19 protein-coding genes are annotated in these 18,361 nt (G+C 46.0%); 4 read left to right on the top strand and 15 right to left on the bottom strand.

What is annotated here, in order from left to right; genetic code table 11:
* The first annotated feature begins 7 nt into the window (after positions 1-7).
* Positions 8-1,192 carry a CaiB/BaiF CoA-transferase family protein gene (locus ICN17_RS06595; protein ID WP_216236748.1) on the top strand — a complete coding sequence of 395 codons (1,185 nt, stop codon included), beginning with the start codon at positions 8-10 and terminating at the stop codon, positions 1,190-1,192.
* Here the strand turns inward: ICN17_RS06595 and cls are convergent.
* Genes cls through ICN17_RS06580 form a run of 3 tightly spaced genes read right to left on the bottom strand, consistent with a single transcriptional unit; the run spans position 1,189 to position 3,616 of the window.
* Positions 1,189-2,667: a cardiolipin synthase gene (gene cls, locus ICN17_RS06590; protein WP_216236747.1), complete on the bottom strand. Its 1,479-nt coding sequence runs from the start codon at positions 2,665-2,667 to the stop codon at positions 1,189-1,191. The genes ICN17_RS06595 and cls overlap by 4 nt on opposite strands.
* The gene (locus tag ICN17_RS06585) at positions 2,664-3,416 is read right to left on the bottom strand and encodes an endonuclease/exonuclease/phosphatase family protein (RefSeq protein WP_216236746.1); all 753 of its coding nucleotides are present in this window, start codon (positions 3,414-3,416) and stop codon (positions 2,664-2,666) included. Before ICN17_RS06585 ends, cls begins: the two co-directional genes overlap by 4 nt.
* On the bottom strand, positions 3,416-3,616 hold the full coding sequence (locus ICN17_RS06580) for a hypothetical protein (protein WP_216236745.1): 201 nt from the start codon (positions 3,614-3,616) through the stop codon (positions 3,416-3,418). The genes ICN17_RS06585 and ICN17_RS06580 overlap by 1 nt, the downstream gene beginning before the upstream one ends.
* Before the next feature lie 67 nt (positions 3,617-3,683).
* Here ICN17_RS06580 and ICN17_RS06575 point away from each other — a divergent pair, with 67 nt between their 5' ends.
* On the top strand, positions 3,684-4,379 hold the full coding sequence (locus ICN17_RS06575) for an ABC transporter permease (protein ID WP_216236744.1): 696 nt from the start codon (positions 3,684-3,686) through the stop codon (positions 4,377-4,379).
* Positions 4,372-5,079, top strand: a complete 708-nt coding sequence (locus tag ICN17_RS06570) for an ATP-binding cassette domain-containing protein (protein ID WP_216236743.1) — start codon at positions 4,372-4,374, stop codon at positions 5,077-5,079. Before ICN17_RS06575 ends, ICN17_RS06570 begins: the two co-directional genes overlap by 8 nt.
* On the opposite strand, the gene ICN17_RS06565 is transcribed toward ICN17_RS06570, so the two are convergent.
* The 12 genes from ICN17_RS06565 to ICN17_RS06510 form a co-directional block, all read right to left on the bottom strand.
* Positions 5,080-5,349: a hypothetical protein gene (locus ICN17_RS06565; protein WP_216236742.1), complete on the bottom strand. Its 270-nt coding sequence runs from the start codon at positions 5,347-5,349 to the stop codon at positions 5,080-5,082.
* An 11-nt stretch (positions 5,350-5,360) separates the two neighbouring features.
* A complete protein-coding gene (locus ICN17_RS06560) occupies positions 5,361-6,416 on the bottom strand; it encodes a formate dehydrogenase subunit gamma (RefSeq protein WP_216236741.1) in 1,056 nt (351 codons plus the stop codon).
* Between the two features lie 47 nt (positions 6,417-6,463).
* The gene (locus tag ICN17_RS06555; protein ID WP_216138806.1) at positions 6,464-6,700 is read right to left on the bottom strand and encodes a hypothetical protein; all 237 of its coding nucleotides are present in this window, start codon (positions 6,698-6,700) and stop codon (positions 6,464-6,466) included.
* Positions 6,700-7,356: a formate dehydrogenase FDH3 subunit beta gene (fdh3B, locus tag ICN17_RS06550; protein ID WP_087909679.1), complete on the bottom strand. Its 657-nt coding sequence runs from the start codon at positions 7,354-7,356 to the stop codon at positions 6,700-6,702. Before fdh3B ends, ICN17_RS06555 begins: the two co-directional genes overlap by 1 nt.
* Before the next feature lie 27 nt (positions 7,357-7,383).
* Entirely contained in the window at positions 7,384-10,362 is a 2,979-nt protein-coding gene (locus tag ICN17_RS06545) for a formate dehydrogenase subunit alpha (RefSeq protein ID WP_216236740.1), read from the bottom strand.
* Positions 10,363-10,431: 69 nt separating this feature from the next.
* Complete coding sequence (locus ICN17_RS06540; protein ID WP_216236739.1) at positions 10,432-10,653, bottom strand: hypothetical protein; 222 nt, start codon at positions 10,651-10,653, stop codon at positions 10,432-10,434.
* Between the two features lie 115 nt (positions 10,654-10,768).
* A complete protein-coding gene (locus ICN17_RS06535; RefSeq protein WP_216236738.1) occupies positions 10,769-11,416 on the bottom strand; it encodes a molecular chaperone in 648 nt (215 codons plus the stop codon).
* Entirely contained in the window at positions 11,413-13,503 is a 2,091-nt protein-coding gene (locus tag ICN17_RS06530) for a 4Fe-4S binding protein (protein WP_216236737.1), read from the bottom strand. The genes ICN17_RS06535 and ICN17_RS06530 overlap by 4 nt, the downstream gene beginning before the upstream one ends.
* Positions 13,504-13,514: 11 nt before the next feature.
* A complete protein-coding gene (locus ICN17_RS06525) occupies positions 13,515-14,063 on the bottom strand; it encodes a DUF3306 domain-containing protein (RefSeq protein ID WP_216861821.1) in 549 nt (182 codons plus the stop codon).
* Positions 14,063-14,584, bottom strand: coding sequence for a DUF3305 domain-containing protein (locus ICN17_RS06520; RefSeq protein WP_370625963.1), 522 nt, complete (start codon positions 14,582-14,584; stop codon positions 14,063-14,065). Before ICN17_RS06520 ends, ICN17_RS06525 begins: the two co-directional genes overlap by 1 nt.
* Before the next feature lie 32 nt (positions 14,585-14,616).
* Complete coding sequence (apbC, locus tag ICN17_RS06515) at positions 14,617-15,705, bottom strand: iron-sulfur cluster carrier protein ApbC (protein ID WP_216236735.1); 1,089 nt, start codon at positions 15,703-15,705, stop codon at positions 14,617-14,619.
* Positions 15,706-15,835: 130 nt separating this feature from the next.
* The gene (locus tag ICN17_RS06510; protein WP_216236734.1) at positions 15,836-16,030 is read right to left on the bottom strand and encodes a heavy-metal-associated domain-containing protein; all 195 of its coding nucleotides are present in this window, start codon (positions 16,028-16,030) and stop codon (positions 15,836-15,838) included.
* Positions 16,031-16,081: 51 nt separating this feature from the next.
* On the opposite strand from ICN17_RS06510, the gene ICN17_RS06505 reads away from it, so the two are divergent.
* A complete protein-coding gene (locus tag ICN17_RS06505; protein ID WP_216236733.1) occupies positions 16,082-18,355 on the top strand; it encodes a cation-translocating P-type ATPase in 2,274 nt (757 codons plus the stop codon).
* The last annotated feature ends 6 nt before the right edge of the window (positions 18,356-18,361 follow it).

Below are 18,361 nucleotides of genomic sequence, written 5' to 3'. Positions count from 1 at the left end.
GAACATTATGAGTATTCGCCCACTTGATGGAATTACTGTTGTTGCACTAGAACATGTCATTGCCGCCCCATTCTGCACTCGTCAGCTAGCAGACCTAGGAGCACGCATCATCAAAATTGAACGTCCTGGAGATGGCGATTTTGCAAGGGGCTACGATACTCAAGTCGATGGACTTTCATCACACTTTGTATGGGTCAATCGGTCAAAAGAAAGCTTAACCCTCGACCTAAAACAAGATTCAGCTTTAGCAATACTCAAGCGCCTACTAAAGACTGCCGATGTCTTTATTCAAAATCTTGCTCCAGGTGCGGCAGCTCGTATGGGTCTGAGTCCAGAGGTTTTGCAGAAAGAAAATCCTGGTTTGATTACCTGCGCTATTTCAGGGTATGGCAACGACGGCCCCTATCGCGATAAAAAGGCCTACGATCTCTTGATACAAAGTGAAGCAGGCTTTCTTTCGATTACAGGAACACCCGAAACACCCAGCAAGGCTGGAAACTCCATCGCCGATATTGCGGCAGGCATGTATGCCTACACCAATATCTTGGCAGCCTTATTGCAAAGAGGAAAAACTGGCAAGGGTACAGTCATCGATATCTCCATGTTAGAGGCCCTAGGTGAGTGGATGAGCTTTCCGATGTACTACGCCTACAAAGGCGCGAACCCACCAGCAAGAAACGGTGCGTCTCATGCAACCATTTATCCCTATGGCCCTTTCAAAGCTGGTGATGGTAAGACAGTCATGCTGGGTCTTCAGAATGAACGTGAATGGGTGCAATTTTGCGAAATAGTCTTAGAGAATCCAGCGCTCGCTAAAGATGAACGCTTTGATCGAAATTTCAAGCGTAATGACAAACGGTCAGAATTACTCGAGATTATCAATACCTGCTTTAGTAAGCTGAGTTCAGAACAGCTGATTGCGAGATTAGAAAAAGCTCAGATTGCCAATGCCCATCTGAATGATATGGAAGGCCTTTGGAAGCATGAGCAGCTGAGAGCTCGCAATCGATTTACAGAGGTTGGCACACCCAATGGACCCGTTGCAGCGCTACTACCTCCGGGACTCAATGACAGTTACGACTATCGCATGGATCCTATTCCAGCTGTAGGTGAACATACTGACTCCATTTTGAAAGAGTTAGGCTTGGCAGAGGCCGATATCGCCAGCATGCGCGCTAGTGGCGCAATTTAAAGCAGCGGAGAAGTGAGATGGGCTGCATTTTCAAGGTAATGATGCCAGCGAGGTCGTTTTATCCAACTAGCAAGATCAACGTAATCTGATTTCTCTAAATAAGAGTTAATGAGCTTTTGGAGTTTGACGCAGAAGTCCTCGTTATAAACAATGAGGCTGATCTCAAAGTTCAGACGCAAACTCCTTTGATCAAAGTTAACCGATCCAAAGATGGCAGTTCTTTTGTCAATCAATAGGCTCTTGGTATGCAGTAAGCCACCATGAAACTCTGCAATCTTCACCCCTGATCGTAATAAATCATCGTAATAACTCTTACTACTCCAAGCCACTAATGTTGAATCATTTAACTTTGGAATAATTAAAGTGACATTCACGCCCCTTCTTGCGGCCGCCATGAGCGCCTGCATCAAGCCATCATCGGGCCCAAAGTAAGGAGTCGTAATAGTGAGCTCTTCTCGAGCGTCAAGAATTGCAGAGAGCAGGACTTGATAGAGAATGTCATCTCGATAAACTGGTCCAGAAGCAAGTTTCTGAGCAATAACATTACCTTCGTGGGGTGAGGTAGCTGGAACACATTCATTAAAGTGGGTGATGCTAGGATTATCAACGCTCCAATCGAAAGCAAATGTCAGTTCGAATTGCGCAGCAACTGGCCCCTCAACCCGCACCATGGCATCAACCCACTCACCCACTCCTGAGTCTTGTTTAAAGGTACGGGGATCTACTAGGTTCATGCTACCTGTCCACACAATCGCACCATCAATTACAAAAATTTTCCGATGTAAGCGTAAATCGGCTCGGCGAAACTGGAATCTTCCAATCTGAATTGGTAAGGCTTCCGTTACTTGAATACCAGCATTACGAAAGCGTCGCGGCCATTGAGATTTAAACCAATCTTTACTTCCCAATGAATCCAGGAGTACGCGACATGCCACTCCTCTCTTGGCTGCAGCTACCATCGCCTCACCAACCTGATCCGCAGATCCACCTAGAGCCCAAATATAAAACTCGAGATGCAAGCTTTGCTTAGCCTGATTAATTTCATCAATGAAGCACTGCAAGATCTCTAAGGAATCGGTGTGTAGCTCAAGCTTATTACCGGCAACTACTGGAGATCCATTTTTAGCTTCCGCTAAAAGACTTAAAGCCCTACCCTCCAAAGGTATCTGCCCCCTATCCTCGGCATAGTCTTGACATGCTTTCTCCGTAATGTGCTCATACTCGCGATTCATGCGGGTAATTTTTCGTGTCAACTTGCGACCAACTGGGCGCTCGCCTATGAGAACGTACAAACTGATACCCAAAACAGGGAAAGTCATCACAATAAAAATCCAGGCAAACGCTATACCTACTGGTCTTCTAACGGAAATAATGACACCGATAAAGTAGGTGACTAATATGAAGTGAATATATAAAAGCCAATTGATATTGAGCTCAAAAATATTTTTCAAGAAAACGCTGAGTAGGTCGTTCATTTGATTTCCAGTTCTGCTGCAATGCCTAAATGATCAGATAAGCTCATCCAATCGTGCAAAATTTCTGCAGAATGAATCTTCATCCCGCGTACATAGATTCGATCCATTGCCAATAGCGGCCTAATGCTCGGGAAGGTTTTGGCGGGTGAGCCAGTGAGGGTCTCAAACACCTCCTCAAAGCCAGCTTCTTTCATGGGTGCACCCAAGCGATTACGCCAATCATTAAAGTCTCCCGCGACAATGGTCGGACCATTCTGCGTCAAATCCGCAATATATCCAATGATTTGCTCTAGCTGGCGCTCTCTGCCGCGCTCAAATAGAGCTAAGTGCACACAGAAGCAGTGAATTGGCTGATTCAATCCATCTAGTTGAGTGACGCTATGTAATAGGCCTCGTCTTTCAAACCGATAGGCAGAAATATCGTAATTTAGGCCCTTGCGCAAAGGATGCTTCGATAAAATCGCATTGCCGTGGTGGCCATCCGGATACTCCATATTTTTTCCATAATGCCAATCATGCCAAAAATCTTCTGACAGAAAGTGAGTTAGCTCTGTTAATGGCCACTGCCCAAATCGCCTAATCCTGCCCCGATGCTCTTGTTGTAATTCTTGAAGAAACAATAAGTCAGGATGATGGCTTCGCATCCTTTGGCGTAACTGATAAATGGTGGAGTGCCGATGTAAAGGAGAAACGCCTTTGTGCACGTTCATGCTCATGACCGTGAAACGAGCGCTTCTATCTTGACTCATTAAAACTGTCCTGCTGCACGCTGACGTCTTACACGTGCCAAATAGATTTCGCCCTCAACCAACTCTTGGCATTGCATGCATTTATTGCAAATAGACGCCTGCTCACGCAACTCCTCTATTGAGCCGATAGCATGGGTATCAAGGTACTCTCGCAGGTCCTCATCAAGAACCTCGTTACAGAGGCAAACTACTTCAGCCATAAGTCAGAAATTAGGGGTATGAATTGCATTAAGCTCATTTTGCCATTGCCTTGATAGAATCAGGTCCATGTTGACCGCTTTTCAAGATGCTATTGCCCTGCTCGCCCACCTAGATCGGGGGGTTTTAGGAATCGTCCTGGTTTCTCTCCAGGTCAGCTTAACTGCCCTCTTTTTTGGGACGCTCATTGGTCTACCCGTTGGAGCTTTACTCGCTACAGAAGAATTTAAAGGCAAGAAGTGGATCATCGTTGTCTTAAACACTCTAATGGGGGTCCCTACAGTCATTGTTGGGGTGCTGGTATATCTCATGCTATCTCGCTCAGGACCTCTAGGACCCTGGGGCTGGCTATTTACTACCAAGGGCATGATCCTTGCCCAAATTCTACTGACAACCCCTTTAATTGCAGCCCTAAGCCGTCAAATTCTGGAGGACTCCTGGAGAATTCATAGAGACTCTTTCCTCAGTCTCAGATTGCCATCCTTTTCACGCTTCAAATGGCTCATTTGGGACTGTCGCTTCTCCCTAACAATTGCCATCCTAGCTGGTCTTGCGAGAGCAATTTCTGAGGTTGGTGCCGTCATGATTGTGGGCGGCAATATCGATCATTCGACTAGAACGATGACTACAGCCATCGCTTTAGAAACCAGTAAAGGTGATCTCCCTCTAGCGCTTGCACTGGGCATTGTCTTATTAGGAATTGTTCTATTGGCAAATCTTTTCACATTTGCAGTTCGTCAAATTGCGGAGCGTCGCTATGGATAATATGACCGAACAATTTGAGAGGTGCATTGAACTCAAAGATATTACGGTTATCAGTAATGGCAGAACCATTCTGAATATTCCTCATGCCATCATTCCGGCTGATCGCATTACTGCTTGCATTGGCCCAAATGGTGCAGGTAAAACCACTTTATTAAAACTATTAGATGGACTCATCAAACCAGATACTGGAACAGTAAGCTACTCCTTCTCTAATAAGACTGCATTAGTTTTGCATCACACTCCGATGATTAAAGCCTCTACGAGAGCGAATTTGAGCATGGTCATGGATACAGACTCTGCTATTAGCGCTGTAGAAATTGAACAAGTGCTAGAGCGAGTCGGGTTGAAAAGTCTAGCCTCTACACCCGCTCATAAACTCTCCGCCGGCGAGAGGCAGAAACTATGCCTAGGCCGAGCAATTTTGCAAAAGCCAAACTTAGTCTTGCTAGATGAACCCACTGCTAACCTAGATCCCAACACAACCGAGCAAGTTGAAGAAATGATTCGTGGGTTTGATGTGCATGACACTGACGTGATTTTTTCTTCACATCAACTTGCTCAAGTGCAAAGACTGGCGCAATACATTATCTTTATTGATCGTGGCGAGATAAAAGAAAAGGGACCCGTAGGCCCCTTCTTTTTAGATCCCCAAACACAGGCAGCTAAACGCTACCTACATCAAGAGCTTCTAGCCGACTAATTACTTAGCCGCTGGTGCTGCTGCTACAGGAGCAACAAATGGTGGCGGTGCAGTGCAAGCAGCGGGCGCTGGTGTACCCGGAACTCTATATTGATCAGCCACTTTGTTGATTGCCTGGCAAAGTTGATATGCACCAACCCGACCCGCATAAGCAGTCTTTGCATCAGCCAACGCCTTGGCCTCTTTCGCCTCCGGAGTTAATGGAGGTAATGCAGCCATAACCGAAGTTGCAGTGAATGCACAGAATGTAAAAGCGATGATTTTTTTCATGGCCTTATTCCTTATTTATTAACTTTGTTGTACCAGAGCTCATGGTGCTCTTTTGCCCAGGTTGCATCAACGTAACCAGACATCATGCCATCTGAAGAGCCTTGCATGCCAATAGAGCCAATGTAAATGTGACCCATAGCCATCGTCATCATCAAGATCGAAGCGCCACTATGAATGATATTAGCTATCTGCATAGTTCCGCGGACGTACTCAATCTGCATGAACGGTACGATCATATCAAGCACAAGGCCAGAGCCCGAGATCACCAAGCCTAAGAAAGTCATGCCAAACCAGAACCAGATTTTTTCACCGAAGTTAAAGAAACCTGCTGGAGGGTGCTTTCCGCCAAACAGTCCGCCGAACGATTTAATCCAAGTAAGATCGCCTTGTCCAGGAATATTTCTGGTAGCAAAAAGTAGGAAGAAAATAATAATACTGAGTGTAAATAACGGACCAGAATAGTTATGGATATTTTTACAAATATTGAGGAAAGTACCGTAAGCCACTCCGCCCATTAAGGGCATAGCAAAATACTTACCCCATAAAATCAGGATACCAGTCACAGCAAGTCCAATAAAACTCGCGGCCATTACCCAGTGAGTAAAGCGTTCGAAGCCATTAAACCGCTTGATTTTGTGGCCAGATAGCGGCGCGTGTAATTTGATTGGGCCCTTGATAATAAAAACCGCTGCAATGGCAAAGAATGCGATCGCTAATAACCAACCACCATAGACGGTAATCACGCCATTACGAATCACACGCCACTGCTCACCAGAGCGCTGAATCAGAACGCTAGACTCTTTGTCTGGGATGCTAACGTAGTTATACGGATCGCTATTAGCAGATGTAAAGATTGATGGATTGGCTGGCTGAGCTTGAGCTTGAGTCCCATTAGCTAGGCTATTGGGATTGGCTGGCACTGATTTAGGAGGAATATCGACCCCACTAGGAGAAGGCAAAGGCGCCATTGCTGCGCGCTCTGCATAAGTCATTCCGCTTGCCAGAGTCAGCGACAAACCAGCAGCCACTACCAAAGTGCGTAGAACTTTAGAAAATGATCGTTTCATACACATGTCCTTAAACGTTTTCGTTTTATTTATTGTTGTTTAGTTGATCACTTAACGCGACTGTATTCGTTTTGACCCTGAGTGCGCTTATCAACAGATTCAGTCCAACTGGCTTGATTCTTTGGTGTCCAGTTTTTGGTCATGAAGCCATTATCAGCGCCCATGTAAGGCGCTACATCAGGACGCTTTGCCGCCTTTGCTGCAATTTCTGGTGGCTCAGAACATGCGGCCAACAGAGTTGCTGCTGCAAAACATAAGCCGAGAGTTTTGAAATTGAATTTCATTATTTGGCTCCTGGAATTTTTGCAGCAGGCGTTGGGGTTGGCGCTGGAGTATCTGGCCCACCATAAGCAGTAGTCCAACCAAATGCCTTGGAACCTGCATACTTGCCATTCTTTTCACGAGTTGCAACCCGGTTATTGAAGATGCCGGAGATGATATCGCTATCACCACCAATCAAAGCCTTGGTAGAACACATTTCTGCGCAGAGAGGCAACTTACCTTCTGCAAGGCGATTACGGCCATATTTCTCAAACTCAGCAACGCTGCCGTTCTCTTCAGGGCCGCCACTACAGAATGTGCACTTGTCCATCTTGCTGCGGGAGCCAAAGGCGCCCTTGCTAAGGAACTGTGGCGCACCAAATGGGCATGCAAATGAGCAGTATCCACAACCAATACAAATATCCTTGTCATGAAGGACGACGCCTTCATCCGTGCGGTAGAAGCAGTCTACTGGGCACACAGCCATACAAGGAGCGTCGGTACAGTGCATACAAGCAACTGAAATCGACTTCTCTTGGCCGATGATGCCGTCGTTTACCGTAACAACACGGCGACGATTCACACCCCAAGGCACCTCATTATCGTTCTTACAAGCAGTCACACAGCCGTTGCATTCGATGCATCGCTCTGTGTCGCAGATAAATTTCATTCTTGCCATTGTGTTCTCCTGACTTTATTTTTTGACTTAGGCAAATTTCTCGATTTGACACATAGTGGTTTTAGTCTCTTGCATCATCGTCACCTGGTCGTAACCATAAGTCGTTGCAGTATTGACCGCTTCACCCAGAACAACTGGGGCCGCACCTTCTGGATAGTACTTACGCAAGTCATTACCTTGCCACCATCCTGCAAAGTGGAATGGCACAAAAGCAGTTCCTTGATCAACACGCTCAGTCACTAATGCACGCACCTTAATTTTGGCGCCTGTAGGAGATTTAACCCAAACATAATCCCAGTTCTTAATACCGCGATCTGCTGCAGCCTTAGGATTAATCTCCACGAAGTTTTCTTGTTGCAACTCTGCCAACCATGGGTTGGAACGAGTCTCATCTCCGCCGCCCTCGTACTCAACCAAACGACCTGAGGTCAAAATAATTGGGAACTTCTCATAGAGCTTCTCATTCAAGTTTTGATCCTGAACGGTCTTATAAAGCGTTGGCAAGCGCCAGAAATTCTTCTTATCTGCAGACGTTGGGTACTTGCGCATCATTGCAGCGTTAGTGCTGTAGAGCGCTTCACGGTGAATTGGAACTGCATCTGGGAAGTTCCAAACAACTGCGCGAGCTTTCGCATTACCAAATGGATGACAACCATTCTTCATCACAACCCGTTGAATACCGCCAGACAAGTCAGTCTTCCAGTTCTTACCTTCAGCAGCTTTTTGCTCATCTTCAGTCAACTGATTCCACCAACCGAGCTTCTTCACAAATACGTGATCGAACTCTGGATAGCCGGTCTTGATTGCGGAACCCTTTGAGTAAGAGCCATCTTCTGCTAGCAAGGTCTTGCCATCTTTCTCAATACCAAAGTTGGCACGGAAGTTACCACCGCCCTCCATCACACTCTTACTGGTGTCATAGAGATTTGGTGAACCTGGATGCTTAATTGCAGCTGTTCCATAACAAGGCCAAGGCAAACCATAGTAATCTCCAGTAGTGTCGTAACCAGTTACTGGGTCAACACCACCTCGTGATTTAAGGGTCTTCGGATCAAATGTAGCAACCATTCTCATGTGAGCTTTGAGGCGCTCTGGAGTTTGGCCGGTGTAACCAATCGTCCAAACGGAGCGATTAATCTCACGCAAGATATCTTCAATCTGCGGCTCTTTCCATTGCTTTCCAGCAAACTTGGTGCTCAGCATCTTGTAGTTCTTTGACAACTCTTCACCGAAACCTAGGCGATCAGCAAACGCTTGCATGATCACATGGTCAGGTACGGACTCGAATAAAGGGTCGATGACTTTCTCGCGCCACTGCAATGAACGATTAGATGCAGTTGCAGTTCCGCAGGTCTCAAACTGAGTTGCAGCTGGCAGTAAATAAACATTGCGATTCTTGTTTACTGACTGACCCTCTGCTGATGGCATTGCAGCCATTGCAGCAGTTGCGCTTGGATATGGATCAACTACAACGAGCAGATCCAAGGTGTCCATTGCGCGCTTCATATCAAGGCCACGAGTCTGTGAGTTAGGAGCATGACCCCAGAAGAACAAACCTTTAACGCTGGTTTGCTGATCAATCATGTCGTTCTTCTCAAGCACAGCATCAACCCAACGAGAAACGGTAGTGCCTGATTTCTCCATCATGTCTGGTGCATAACGACCTTTGATCCACTCGTAATCAACACCCCAAACTGTTGCATAGTGTTTCCATGAGCCAGCAGCCAAACCATAGTAGCCAGGCAATGAATCTGGATTAGGACCTACGTCAGTTGCACCCTGAACGTTATCGTGACCGCGGAAAATATTAGTTCCGCCACCAGACTTACCAACGTTACCTAGGGCCAACTGCAAAATGCATGATGCACGAACCATAGAGTTACCGATGGTGTGCTGTGTTTGACCCATACACCAAACAACCGTGCTCGGACGATTCTTAGCTAAGGTTTCAGCGACTTTATACATTTGCGCTTCAGGTACACCGCAAGCTTCTTCAACGTTTGCAGGAGTCCACTTTTCCATTACTTCTTTGCGGATCTCATCCATACCGTAGACGCGGTCATTGATGTACTTCTTATCTTCCCAGCCATTTTTGAAGATGTGATACAGGAGACCAAACAAGAAAGGAATATCAGTACCAGAACGAATGCGTACGTACTGATCTGACTTAGCGGCAGTACGTGTGTAACGTGGGTCAACCACGATTACCTTGCAACCATTTTCTTTTGCATGCAACAAGCTCAACATCGAAACTGGGTGTGCCTCTGCAGCATTTGAGCCAATGTACATGGCAGCTTTAGAGTTCATCATATCGTTGTAGCTATTGGTCATCGCACCATAGCCCCAGGTGTTTGCTACACCGGCAACCGTTGTGGAGTGACAAATACGAGCCTGATGGTCTGTATTGTTTGTACCAAAGAAAGAAACCCACTTACGGAGTAAGTAGGCTTGTTCGTTATTGTGCTTTGATGAACCAATGAAATACATTGCATCAGGAGAATATTTCTCACGAATGCTCTTCATTTGGGCAGTAATTTCAGTAAGGGCTTGATCCCAAGAAATGCGCTGATACTTTCCATCAACCAACTTCATTGGGTAGCGCAAGCGATAGTCGCCATGACCGTGCTCACGCAAGGAAGCTCCCTTGGCACAGTAGGCACCCATATTGATTGGCGAATCGAATACAGAATCTTGACGAACCCAAACACCATTCTCAACAGTAGCATCTGTAGCGCAACCAACTGAGCAGTGGGTACAAATCGTTCTTTTAACCTCGATCTTGCCTTTACCGTCGAGCATTGCTTTGCTTTGCTCAGCAGAAACCTTTTGCACCATCGTCAGCTGGCTTGCAGCGATACCAGCACCAACGCCAACACCTGAACGCTTCAAGAATGTTCGGCGATCCATCGTAGGTACCGCCGCTTTTAAACCGCGCGACAAGCTACCAATCAAATGAGATGTGGAGCGACTGCTCTGTGGGGTGTTTGATTTACGAGTCAGACTCATATGTTGTCCCTGAAAAAGTTTTTTTATTTATTTAGTAACAGTTAAAACAATATTTAGTAATGCAACTATTTACAGCATGGTGCTTTCGTAATACTTACGCATGTGAGCAGTAATCGTATGGCCTTCGCCCTTACCTTTTACAGTGCTGCCAATTTCTTGGATGACAGCTTTGCCAATAGAGGTTTGAGAGGCAACTGCAACAGCCCCTACAGTAGCGCCTGCACCAATAAAGAACTTCCGGCGTGAAGGCTTGTTTTCTTCGCTTAAAGCAACTTTGGATTTTGTGCTCATGGCATGCTCCTATTTAATTATTCTTGATCTGCAGCAAGTGTAATTCGTATTTGCATTTTTAGCACATATGTATATCTAAATGCACCTAAGGGTTTTCCCGCAAAATGACACAACATCAAATCATGTCGAAGCTCTGTCCCTCGATTGCTAGGAATTCTCTGGTCAGCGCGGCGATTGGGTGATAGAGATGCATATCGGGAATACCCTCGATAGCATTACAAAAATCGTCATACCAAGGGCGAATGTGCTCATTAAAGAAAACCCTTTGATTTGTAAGGTTTGATATCTCGACATCATCACCAGCAATCAAGTAGCGCATCACTTCACACAGAGCTGAGATATGGTCTTCAGTCTCAGTCACCTCCTCGGCAGCCTCAAGACCAAACTCCTCAAGCGCCCTACGAATATTGACGAGTGGCTTCTCGTTTAAGTGCCCTGCCATGTAATAAGAGCCATTGAGAACAACATTAGGCTTACCAACACTAATGAAATTCAAATCAAACTCATCATGCCAAGCTTTGGCAGGATTATTTTTAGCTACCTCAACCACATCCATCCAAACTTTAGCTAAAGGCGCCTCATCAGCAGCATCCTGTTGGTTAGCAGTCGCAGCAATTTGATCCAAAAGCTCTTGATCTGGTGGTAATTGAAAAAATCTGGCAATTAAGCCGTAGAGGTCGGCCCTAGCTAAATCCTCTGGTAAACCAATATCGCCAACCTCTGTTGAGGGCTGATCTTTTGCTTCTTTTGAGATTTCGCTCATGTTTCTTTCTTCACCATATCAACTACTCGACAATCACCACACATCTTGAGTCTATCCATTGCCGCGCCCGCAAATGCGCCATGAGCACCTAACTTAGTCAACATCAGATCAACCATCTTCAAAGTTCCAAAAGCTTTACCGCAGCTAATGCAATGAAAAGCTTGGGTCTCGTTAAGCGTTGTTTTTTGCTTGCGCTGCTCTACAGTTTGCAAACGGGGGTTTAATATCAAAGCTTGTTCTGGGCATGTCTGAACACAAATGCCGCACTGAACGCACTGCTTCTCAATAAAGGAGAGGATTGGCTCATCTGGATTATCTAATAGCGCGCCCTCAGGACAGCTACTGACGCAAGACATACACAAAGTGCAGGCATCTTTATTGATATTTAAACCGCCCAACAAAGATGAATTGGGTAGAGCGGCTCCCGCCTCTGGCAATGGAGTCTTGGCTTGTTTTTGCAAATGTTCAAGCACTGCTTCCACGGTTTCCCGTTTCTGATTAGATAAGCCAAAACTTGCAGGGGTGCAAATTGCACTCAAGGAGCCACGCTGACGCATAGCACCCATTGCTTTAGAAACTGACTGCAAATCATCGACTGATTGGGCCATGATTAAATGAATGCGCTCATCAAAGCCATAAGCCTTCAATATCGCATTGGCAAGATGCGCCTGCTCTTCAAGAGTTGCGCGATAAGCGGGATCCTCGTCACCACTTAAAAGCAAGGCTACCTCAGCAAAACCATAACTGAGCGCACCCAGCCATAGATCCAAGCCAGTAGACGCAATATGCTCAATGCCATATGGAATAACAAATGACGGCAAAGCCTCAAATTGTTTAGGCATCACGTGCGCAGAGCGGCCCAGGCCATCAATGATTTTGGTGCCAGCCTTTAAGGTATGCAATAGCAGACTTGGCGCCGCAGCTTGATGAAGCTTTTGGGCTACAGCAGTAAATACCGTGGCAAGCGTTTTTAATTCTTTACCTTGATGGGGTACGCTAGGGTAGTTGTAACGCATTGCACCGGATGGGCAAGCTGTGGAACATGCTCCACAACCCATACAAAGATTCGGATTGACCTCAACACTGCCTTGACCATTTTTGAATATAGAGCCAATCGCACCTGTCGAACAAACATCAATACAAGCGCTGCAACCTACTTTACCGTTGCGACCATGCGCGCAAATTTTTTCGTTATAGACAAAATATTTTGGCTTCTCAAACTCACCCACCATCTCCAGCAATTGATTTACTACCATCGCTTGATCTAGCGGATCCTTGCCCGGTGCGAAATATCCCTGAGGTGTTTGGCTCATGCGCATCTTGGGATCAGCACGCAAATCCAAAATCAAATCAAACTCTGCATTACGTGCACGCTCCTTGCGATCAAAGGAGATTGCGCCAATACTTGCGCACGCAGTCACACATGAACGATGCGACTTGCATTTGTTTAAATCAATCTGAAAGGAGAGATCAATTGCATTCTCTGGGCAAGCTTCAACGCAAGCGCCACAACGAGTACACATCTCTGGGTCAATTGGGTTCTCGAGATCCCAATCAACAGAAAAATTGCCGAGGTAACCATCCAGCTTAGTCACTTTGCCTGTATAGATTGGATAGTTACGTACCAAAGGTAAGTCACCAGGCTCGGTACACAAAACAGAAATATCTAATGAAGCGCCGAGCTTTTCTGCCCAAGGCAATACCAAAGATCCTGCGCCAACAATTAAGAGCCTACCTTGGCTTTGATAATTGACGACGGGAACGGGCTCAGCTTCCGGCATGTCAGCCAAAGCAAGTAAAGATGCAATCTTCGGTCCCGATAGTTTGGCCTCCTGGGTCCAGCCAGCAACCTCACGAATATTGACAAAACGCAGAGGAGCCACCAAAGGCTTTTCGGACTGCTCAGCTAGCTCATTAAATAGAGCGCCCTCTTGGGTACAAGCAACCACTAATGAATCAGATCCATCAAGCGCTTTTAAGAAAGTGCCGACCTCTTGTCTACATAAGGAGCGATGCACTGGAACACCAAGCGCCTTTGTATCCAAAGGCATGGTGCCATTGCAATTACAGACTAATTTTTGACTCATGCACTATCTTCTTAAGTTTTTTTCTGGGCAGGCTCTATGGGCACTTCATCCAAATGAGCAGATTTTGTCTGCGCCGTTGAATCTGTGGATGTTAAATCAGTTTGGTCTTGAGCCTCCAAAAGCTTCTCATTGGCTTGAGAGGACGCTATTTGCTCTTCTGCCTGCTTTTCCTCTTCGGCCGTAGCATCGGGCTTACTGAAAAGCCCGAGCATATCGCTTTGCACCATTCGCTCAAGCATGCCCGGGGGTAAAGGATCGGGCTTGGAATAGTCATCTATATAGATATCTAGACCATCCATTACATTGAAATGTGGATCGGTAAACATCTTTTTGAGCGCAGCCTGCTGCACAGCAGGATCTACATCTGGCTTCATGAAGGCAGAGAAATCAGGATCAAAACGATCAATCTTCTCCACATCCTCCAAGGTTACCGGTGGTGGAGCTGGCTCCTCTGGAGAAACTGGTGCTGGGCTCTTGGCAACTTCTTTGGGCTGCTCTACTGGATCATCTGACTTTCCAGCCTTACGCTTTGACCAGCGACTTAAGAAACCCTCGGCCATTATTCCTCCGCTGGGCGCTGGGCGCCTTTGAATGAGGCTGGCTTATGTCGCTTCTTTGGCTCAGGCCGATAGTTTTCATTAACGTATTCCTGCAACCAAGAAGCATGCTCATCGCTCATGGGGACTGTATCGACTGACTCTCCACCATCAAGTAATCGGGCGGCCTCGTTATAGCTCACGCAAATGCGATGTGGCACTGCCAACGTTATTTCAGCTTTAGCAAGAGAGAGAGATTGCTCATCAACATAACGCTCAATGTCTTCCTCTAATCTCCACATCACAAACCATGCCGGTGTGGTCGCTGAAACATTGAGATAGTAGCCTTCAGCTTCATCAGGAAAAAGATTTAATTCAAAGCCGGTAAACAACCAAGACTCACCATCGTCATCTCGCCCCAAAAACTGACCTGATATGGAATTGCTTTCCAGGCTTTGTGGATTGAATTGTCCAAAATCAGGCAAGACCTCCCGAGGCGCCCATCGATATGAAACCCATGGGTTATCCAGATTTTGTTTACGCATTAATACTGCAAAGCGCATAAATCCTCAGGACCTCAAGTGTTTTGAACAACAATGCTTGGAAATTTACTACTCATATCTTTAGACAGAGTAGCAACACGAATGGCAACTTGTCGAGCGATGTTCTTATAGATTGCGCTAATAGCGCTATCAGGATCGGCCACTACGGTTGGACGCCCAGCATCAGCCTGCTCACGAATTGATAAATTCAGCGGTAACGCACCCAAGAAATCAACGCCATACTCTTTGCACATTTTTTCACCACCACCAGCACCAAAAATATGCTCTTCGTGCCCGCACTTTGTACAGACATAAGTGCTCATGTTTTCAATGATGCCAATAATGGGCACGCCCACCTTCTCAAACATCTTCAATCCCTTACGAGCATCTAATAAAGCAATGTCCTGAGGAGTGGTCACAATCACCGAGCCAGTCACAGGCACTTTTTGTGACAGGGTTAACTGAATATCACCAGTACCTGGGGGCATATCCACAATTAAGTAATCCAAATCACGCCAGCGAGTTTGACGAAGAAGTTGCTCTAGAGCGGAAGTCACCATGGGACCGCGCCACACCATCGGCGCATCTTCTTCAATTAAGAAACCAATAGAACTTGCTTGCAGGCCATGACCTTCCATTGGCTCAATCGTGTTTTCTTCAATAGATTCTGGTCGACCAGTAATGCCAAGCATCATTGGTTGACTTGGTCCATAAATATCGGCATCCAATATTCCGACTTGTGCACCCTCTGCAGCAAGAGCCAAAGCTAAGTTCACAGCGGTAGTAGATTTACCTACTCCGCCCTTACCACTAGCAACAGCAATAATATTTTTAACGCCAGGTAATAACTTCACTCCACGTTGCACAGCATGCGCAACAATTTGGCTGCTCACATTGACGCTGACATTTTTAACGCCGGGCAATTCGCGCACAGCATTAATGACAGATTTACGAATGGAGTCAAACTGACTTTTAGCGGGATAGCCTAAAACGACATCAAACGAAACATCGCCATCTTCAACACGCAAATTCTTGAGATTTTTGGCTGTTACAAAGTCAATCTTAGTATTGGGGTCCAGCAAATTCTTAAGGGCACCTTGTACAGCTTCTACAGTTACTGACACTACTTTCTCCTATACCCAGTTATTCCGAATGAATACCCAGAATTACTTTTGTTAATTTTATTGAATAGCGACTAGATTAACCGCACCAGCAAAACCTTGCTTAACAAGCGGTTATGGCCTACCTGGCAGTTTATTGAGTAACTGGAAAACCTGCGTCAGCAATGATCTGGCTAGCTTGCGCAGCCGACAAAGAAGTTTCAAGATCAACCACTTGGGATGCTAAATCAGCCTTTACCTTGGCTTGCGGATCCTGGGCTTGAATTGCCCGAGTAACAGCATTAATACAGCCCCCACAAGTCATTCCAGACACTTTTAAACTCAACATATAAGCCTCTTTTACTGTAAATATGGTCCTATGCAGTAGATTATCTTCTATATGAGCACCCCAAAAGAGATCCATTCTGAGTTATTTACTCTAGATATAGGTGGAATGACCTGCGCATCCTGCGTAGGCAGGGTTGAAAAAGCGCTAGATAAAATCCCCGGCGTGGAAGCTGCAAGTGTCAATCTGGCGACTGAACAAGCCAGAATTCGTCTGAATGCATCATCGCCCACAAAAATTGGAGAAGTCATTGCGACAGTCCAAAAGACTGGCTATGAGGCGCAATTAAGTAAATCCCATGCAATTACTGCACTGAAAACCTCGCAATCCTTTTGGGGTAGCGATGGCTTGGGCAGAGTTTTACTAGGTTTTGCTCTTTCTGCCCCATTGTTTCTGCCCATGCTTCTCATGCCGTTTGGAATTCATTGGGCGCTCTCGCCAAAATGGCAATTACTGCTCGCTAGTCCAATTCAGTTCTTTTTAGGATGGCGTTTTTATAAAGCCGGATTTAAATCAGTGATGTCTGGCGTTGGCAATATGGATCTACTAGTTGCACTAGGTACTAGTGCCGCCTATGGTTTAAGTATTTATCAAATGCTAGTCTCACCCCATGCGTCACATGAACTGTATTTCGAAGGATCAGCAGTCATCATTTGTATGGTGCTTTTGGGTAAGTGGCTAGAGGCTCGTGCCAAGCAGCAAACCAGTGAGGCAATTCGAGCACTGCAAAAACTGTGGCCAGAGCACGCTAAAGTTCTCAACCCTAACATCGCAGTCGCAGAAGGTGGCTCGCCAGATCAATATCGCGACCTGCCACTAGAGCAGGTCTTTCCAAAAGATCGAGTGCTGGTATTACCAGGTGAACGCATTCCCGTGGATGGCCTAATTTTGCTTGGTAGCAGCCATGTAGATGAATCTCTCCTTACTGGTGAAAGCGCCCCCGTCAAAAAATCCATTGGTCTAAAAGTCATTGGCGGGTCGCTCAATGGCGAAGGTGTTCTAGTCATTGAGGCGCAAGCTGTTGGCGTTGAAAGTGTTCTCTCTAAAATTATTTCTTTAGTAGAAGATGCGCAAACTCAGAAAGCACCAATTCAAAAATTAGTAGATCAAGTTAGCGCAATTTTTGTACCGAGCGTCATTGTGATTGCCATCATCACGGGATTAATCAATTGGTTTTATTTAGATTCCGCATCAATCGCAATCTTAAGAGCGGTGTCTGTGCTGGTGATTGCCTGTCCATGCGCTCTTGGTTTAGCAACACCTGCAGCCATTATGGCGGGTACTGGCGTTGCTGCCCGCTTTGGCATTTTGATTAAAGATCCCCAAGTGCTTGAACTCGCGCATCGCTTAAGTATCGTTGCCTTTGATAAAACCGGAACACTGACGATTGGCAAACCCAGACTTCTCAATTTAATTTCATTGACTAGTTCAGCTGATGATGACGCCATCTTGGCGAGTGCTGCAGGTTTGCAATTAGGCAGTGAACACCCTTTAGCTAAAGCTTTACTAGATACAGCCAAGCAAAAAGGATTGAGTCCCATCCCGCCCACAGAAAGCAAGGCGCTACCAGGCATCGGCATTAGCGGCAAGCCTAGTACTGGTCCATGGGCAGGTCAGGCCCTCTGCTTACAAAGTGTTGCGTCACTTGATTCAAACCCACATCAAGCGGAGGTTATTCAAAAGGCTCAAACTTGCTTTGAAGCTGGGCAGACTGTCTCTGTATTAGTGAATGTATCGACATCATCACCGATTGCGATCTTTGCTTTTGGGGATGAACTTAAAACGAATGCAATAGAAGCAATCGCTTCTTTGCATCAACTACATATTCGCACCGTCATGCTCTCTGGAGACAATGCTGCAGCAGCAAATCGTGTAGGTCACCTCATCGGCATTGATGAAATTTTTCCGCAAATATTGCCAAATAAAAAGGCAGACATTATTCGAAAACTGCAATCATCTAAACAGGATGGGAAGCGCCAATGGGTTGCTATGGTAGGTGATGGCGTGAATGATGCTCCGGCTCTTGCTACAGCAGATGTTGGTATAGCCATGTCTACTGGTACAGATGTTGCCATGCAAGCCGCAGGAATTACTTTAATGCGCGGAGACCCTAGCTTAGTTGCTGATGCGATCGGTATTTCCAAGCGAACCTGGAAAAAGATTCAGCAAAACTTGTTTTGGGCCTTTATTTTTAACTCCACTGGAATTCCCCTCGCGGCTCTAGGCTACCTATCACCAATGCTGGCAGGTAGCGCCATGGCACTATCTAGCTTTTGCGTACTCAGTAATGCACTGTTACTAAAACGCTGGCGCCCTTCTCATGCCTAGGTAATT

The sequence above is a fragment of the Polynucleobacter sp. 73C-SIWE genome, assembly GCF_018882465.1.
In the GTDB taxonomy this organism is placed as follows: Bacteria; Pseudomonadota; Gammaproteobacteria; order Burkholderiales; family Burkholderiaceae; genus Polynucleobacter.
Note: the sequence above shows the minus strand (reverse complement) of the source record. Positions and strands in the feature narration are given on the sequence as shown.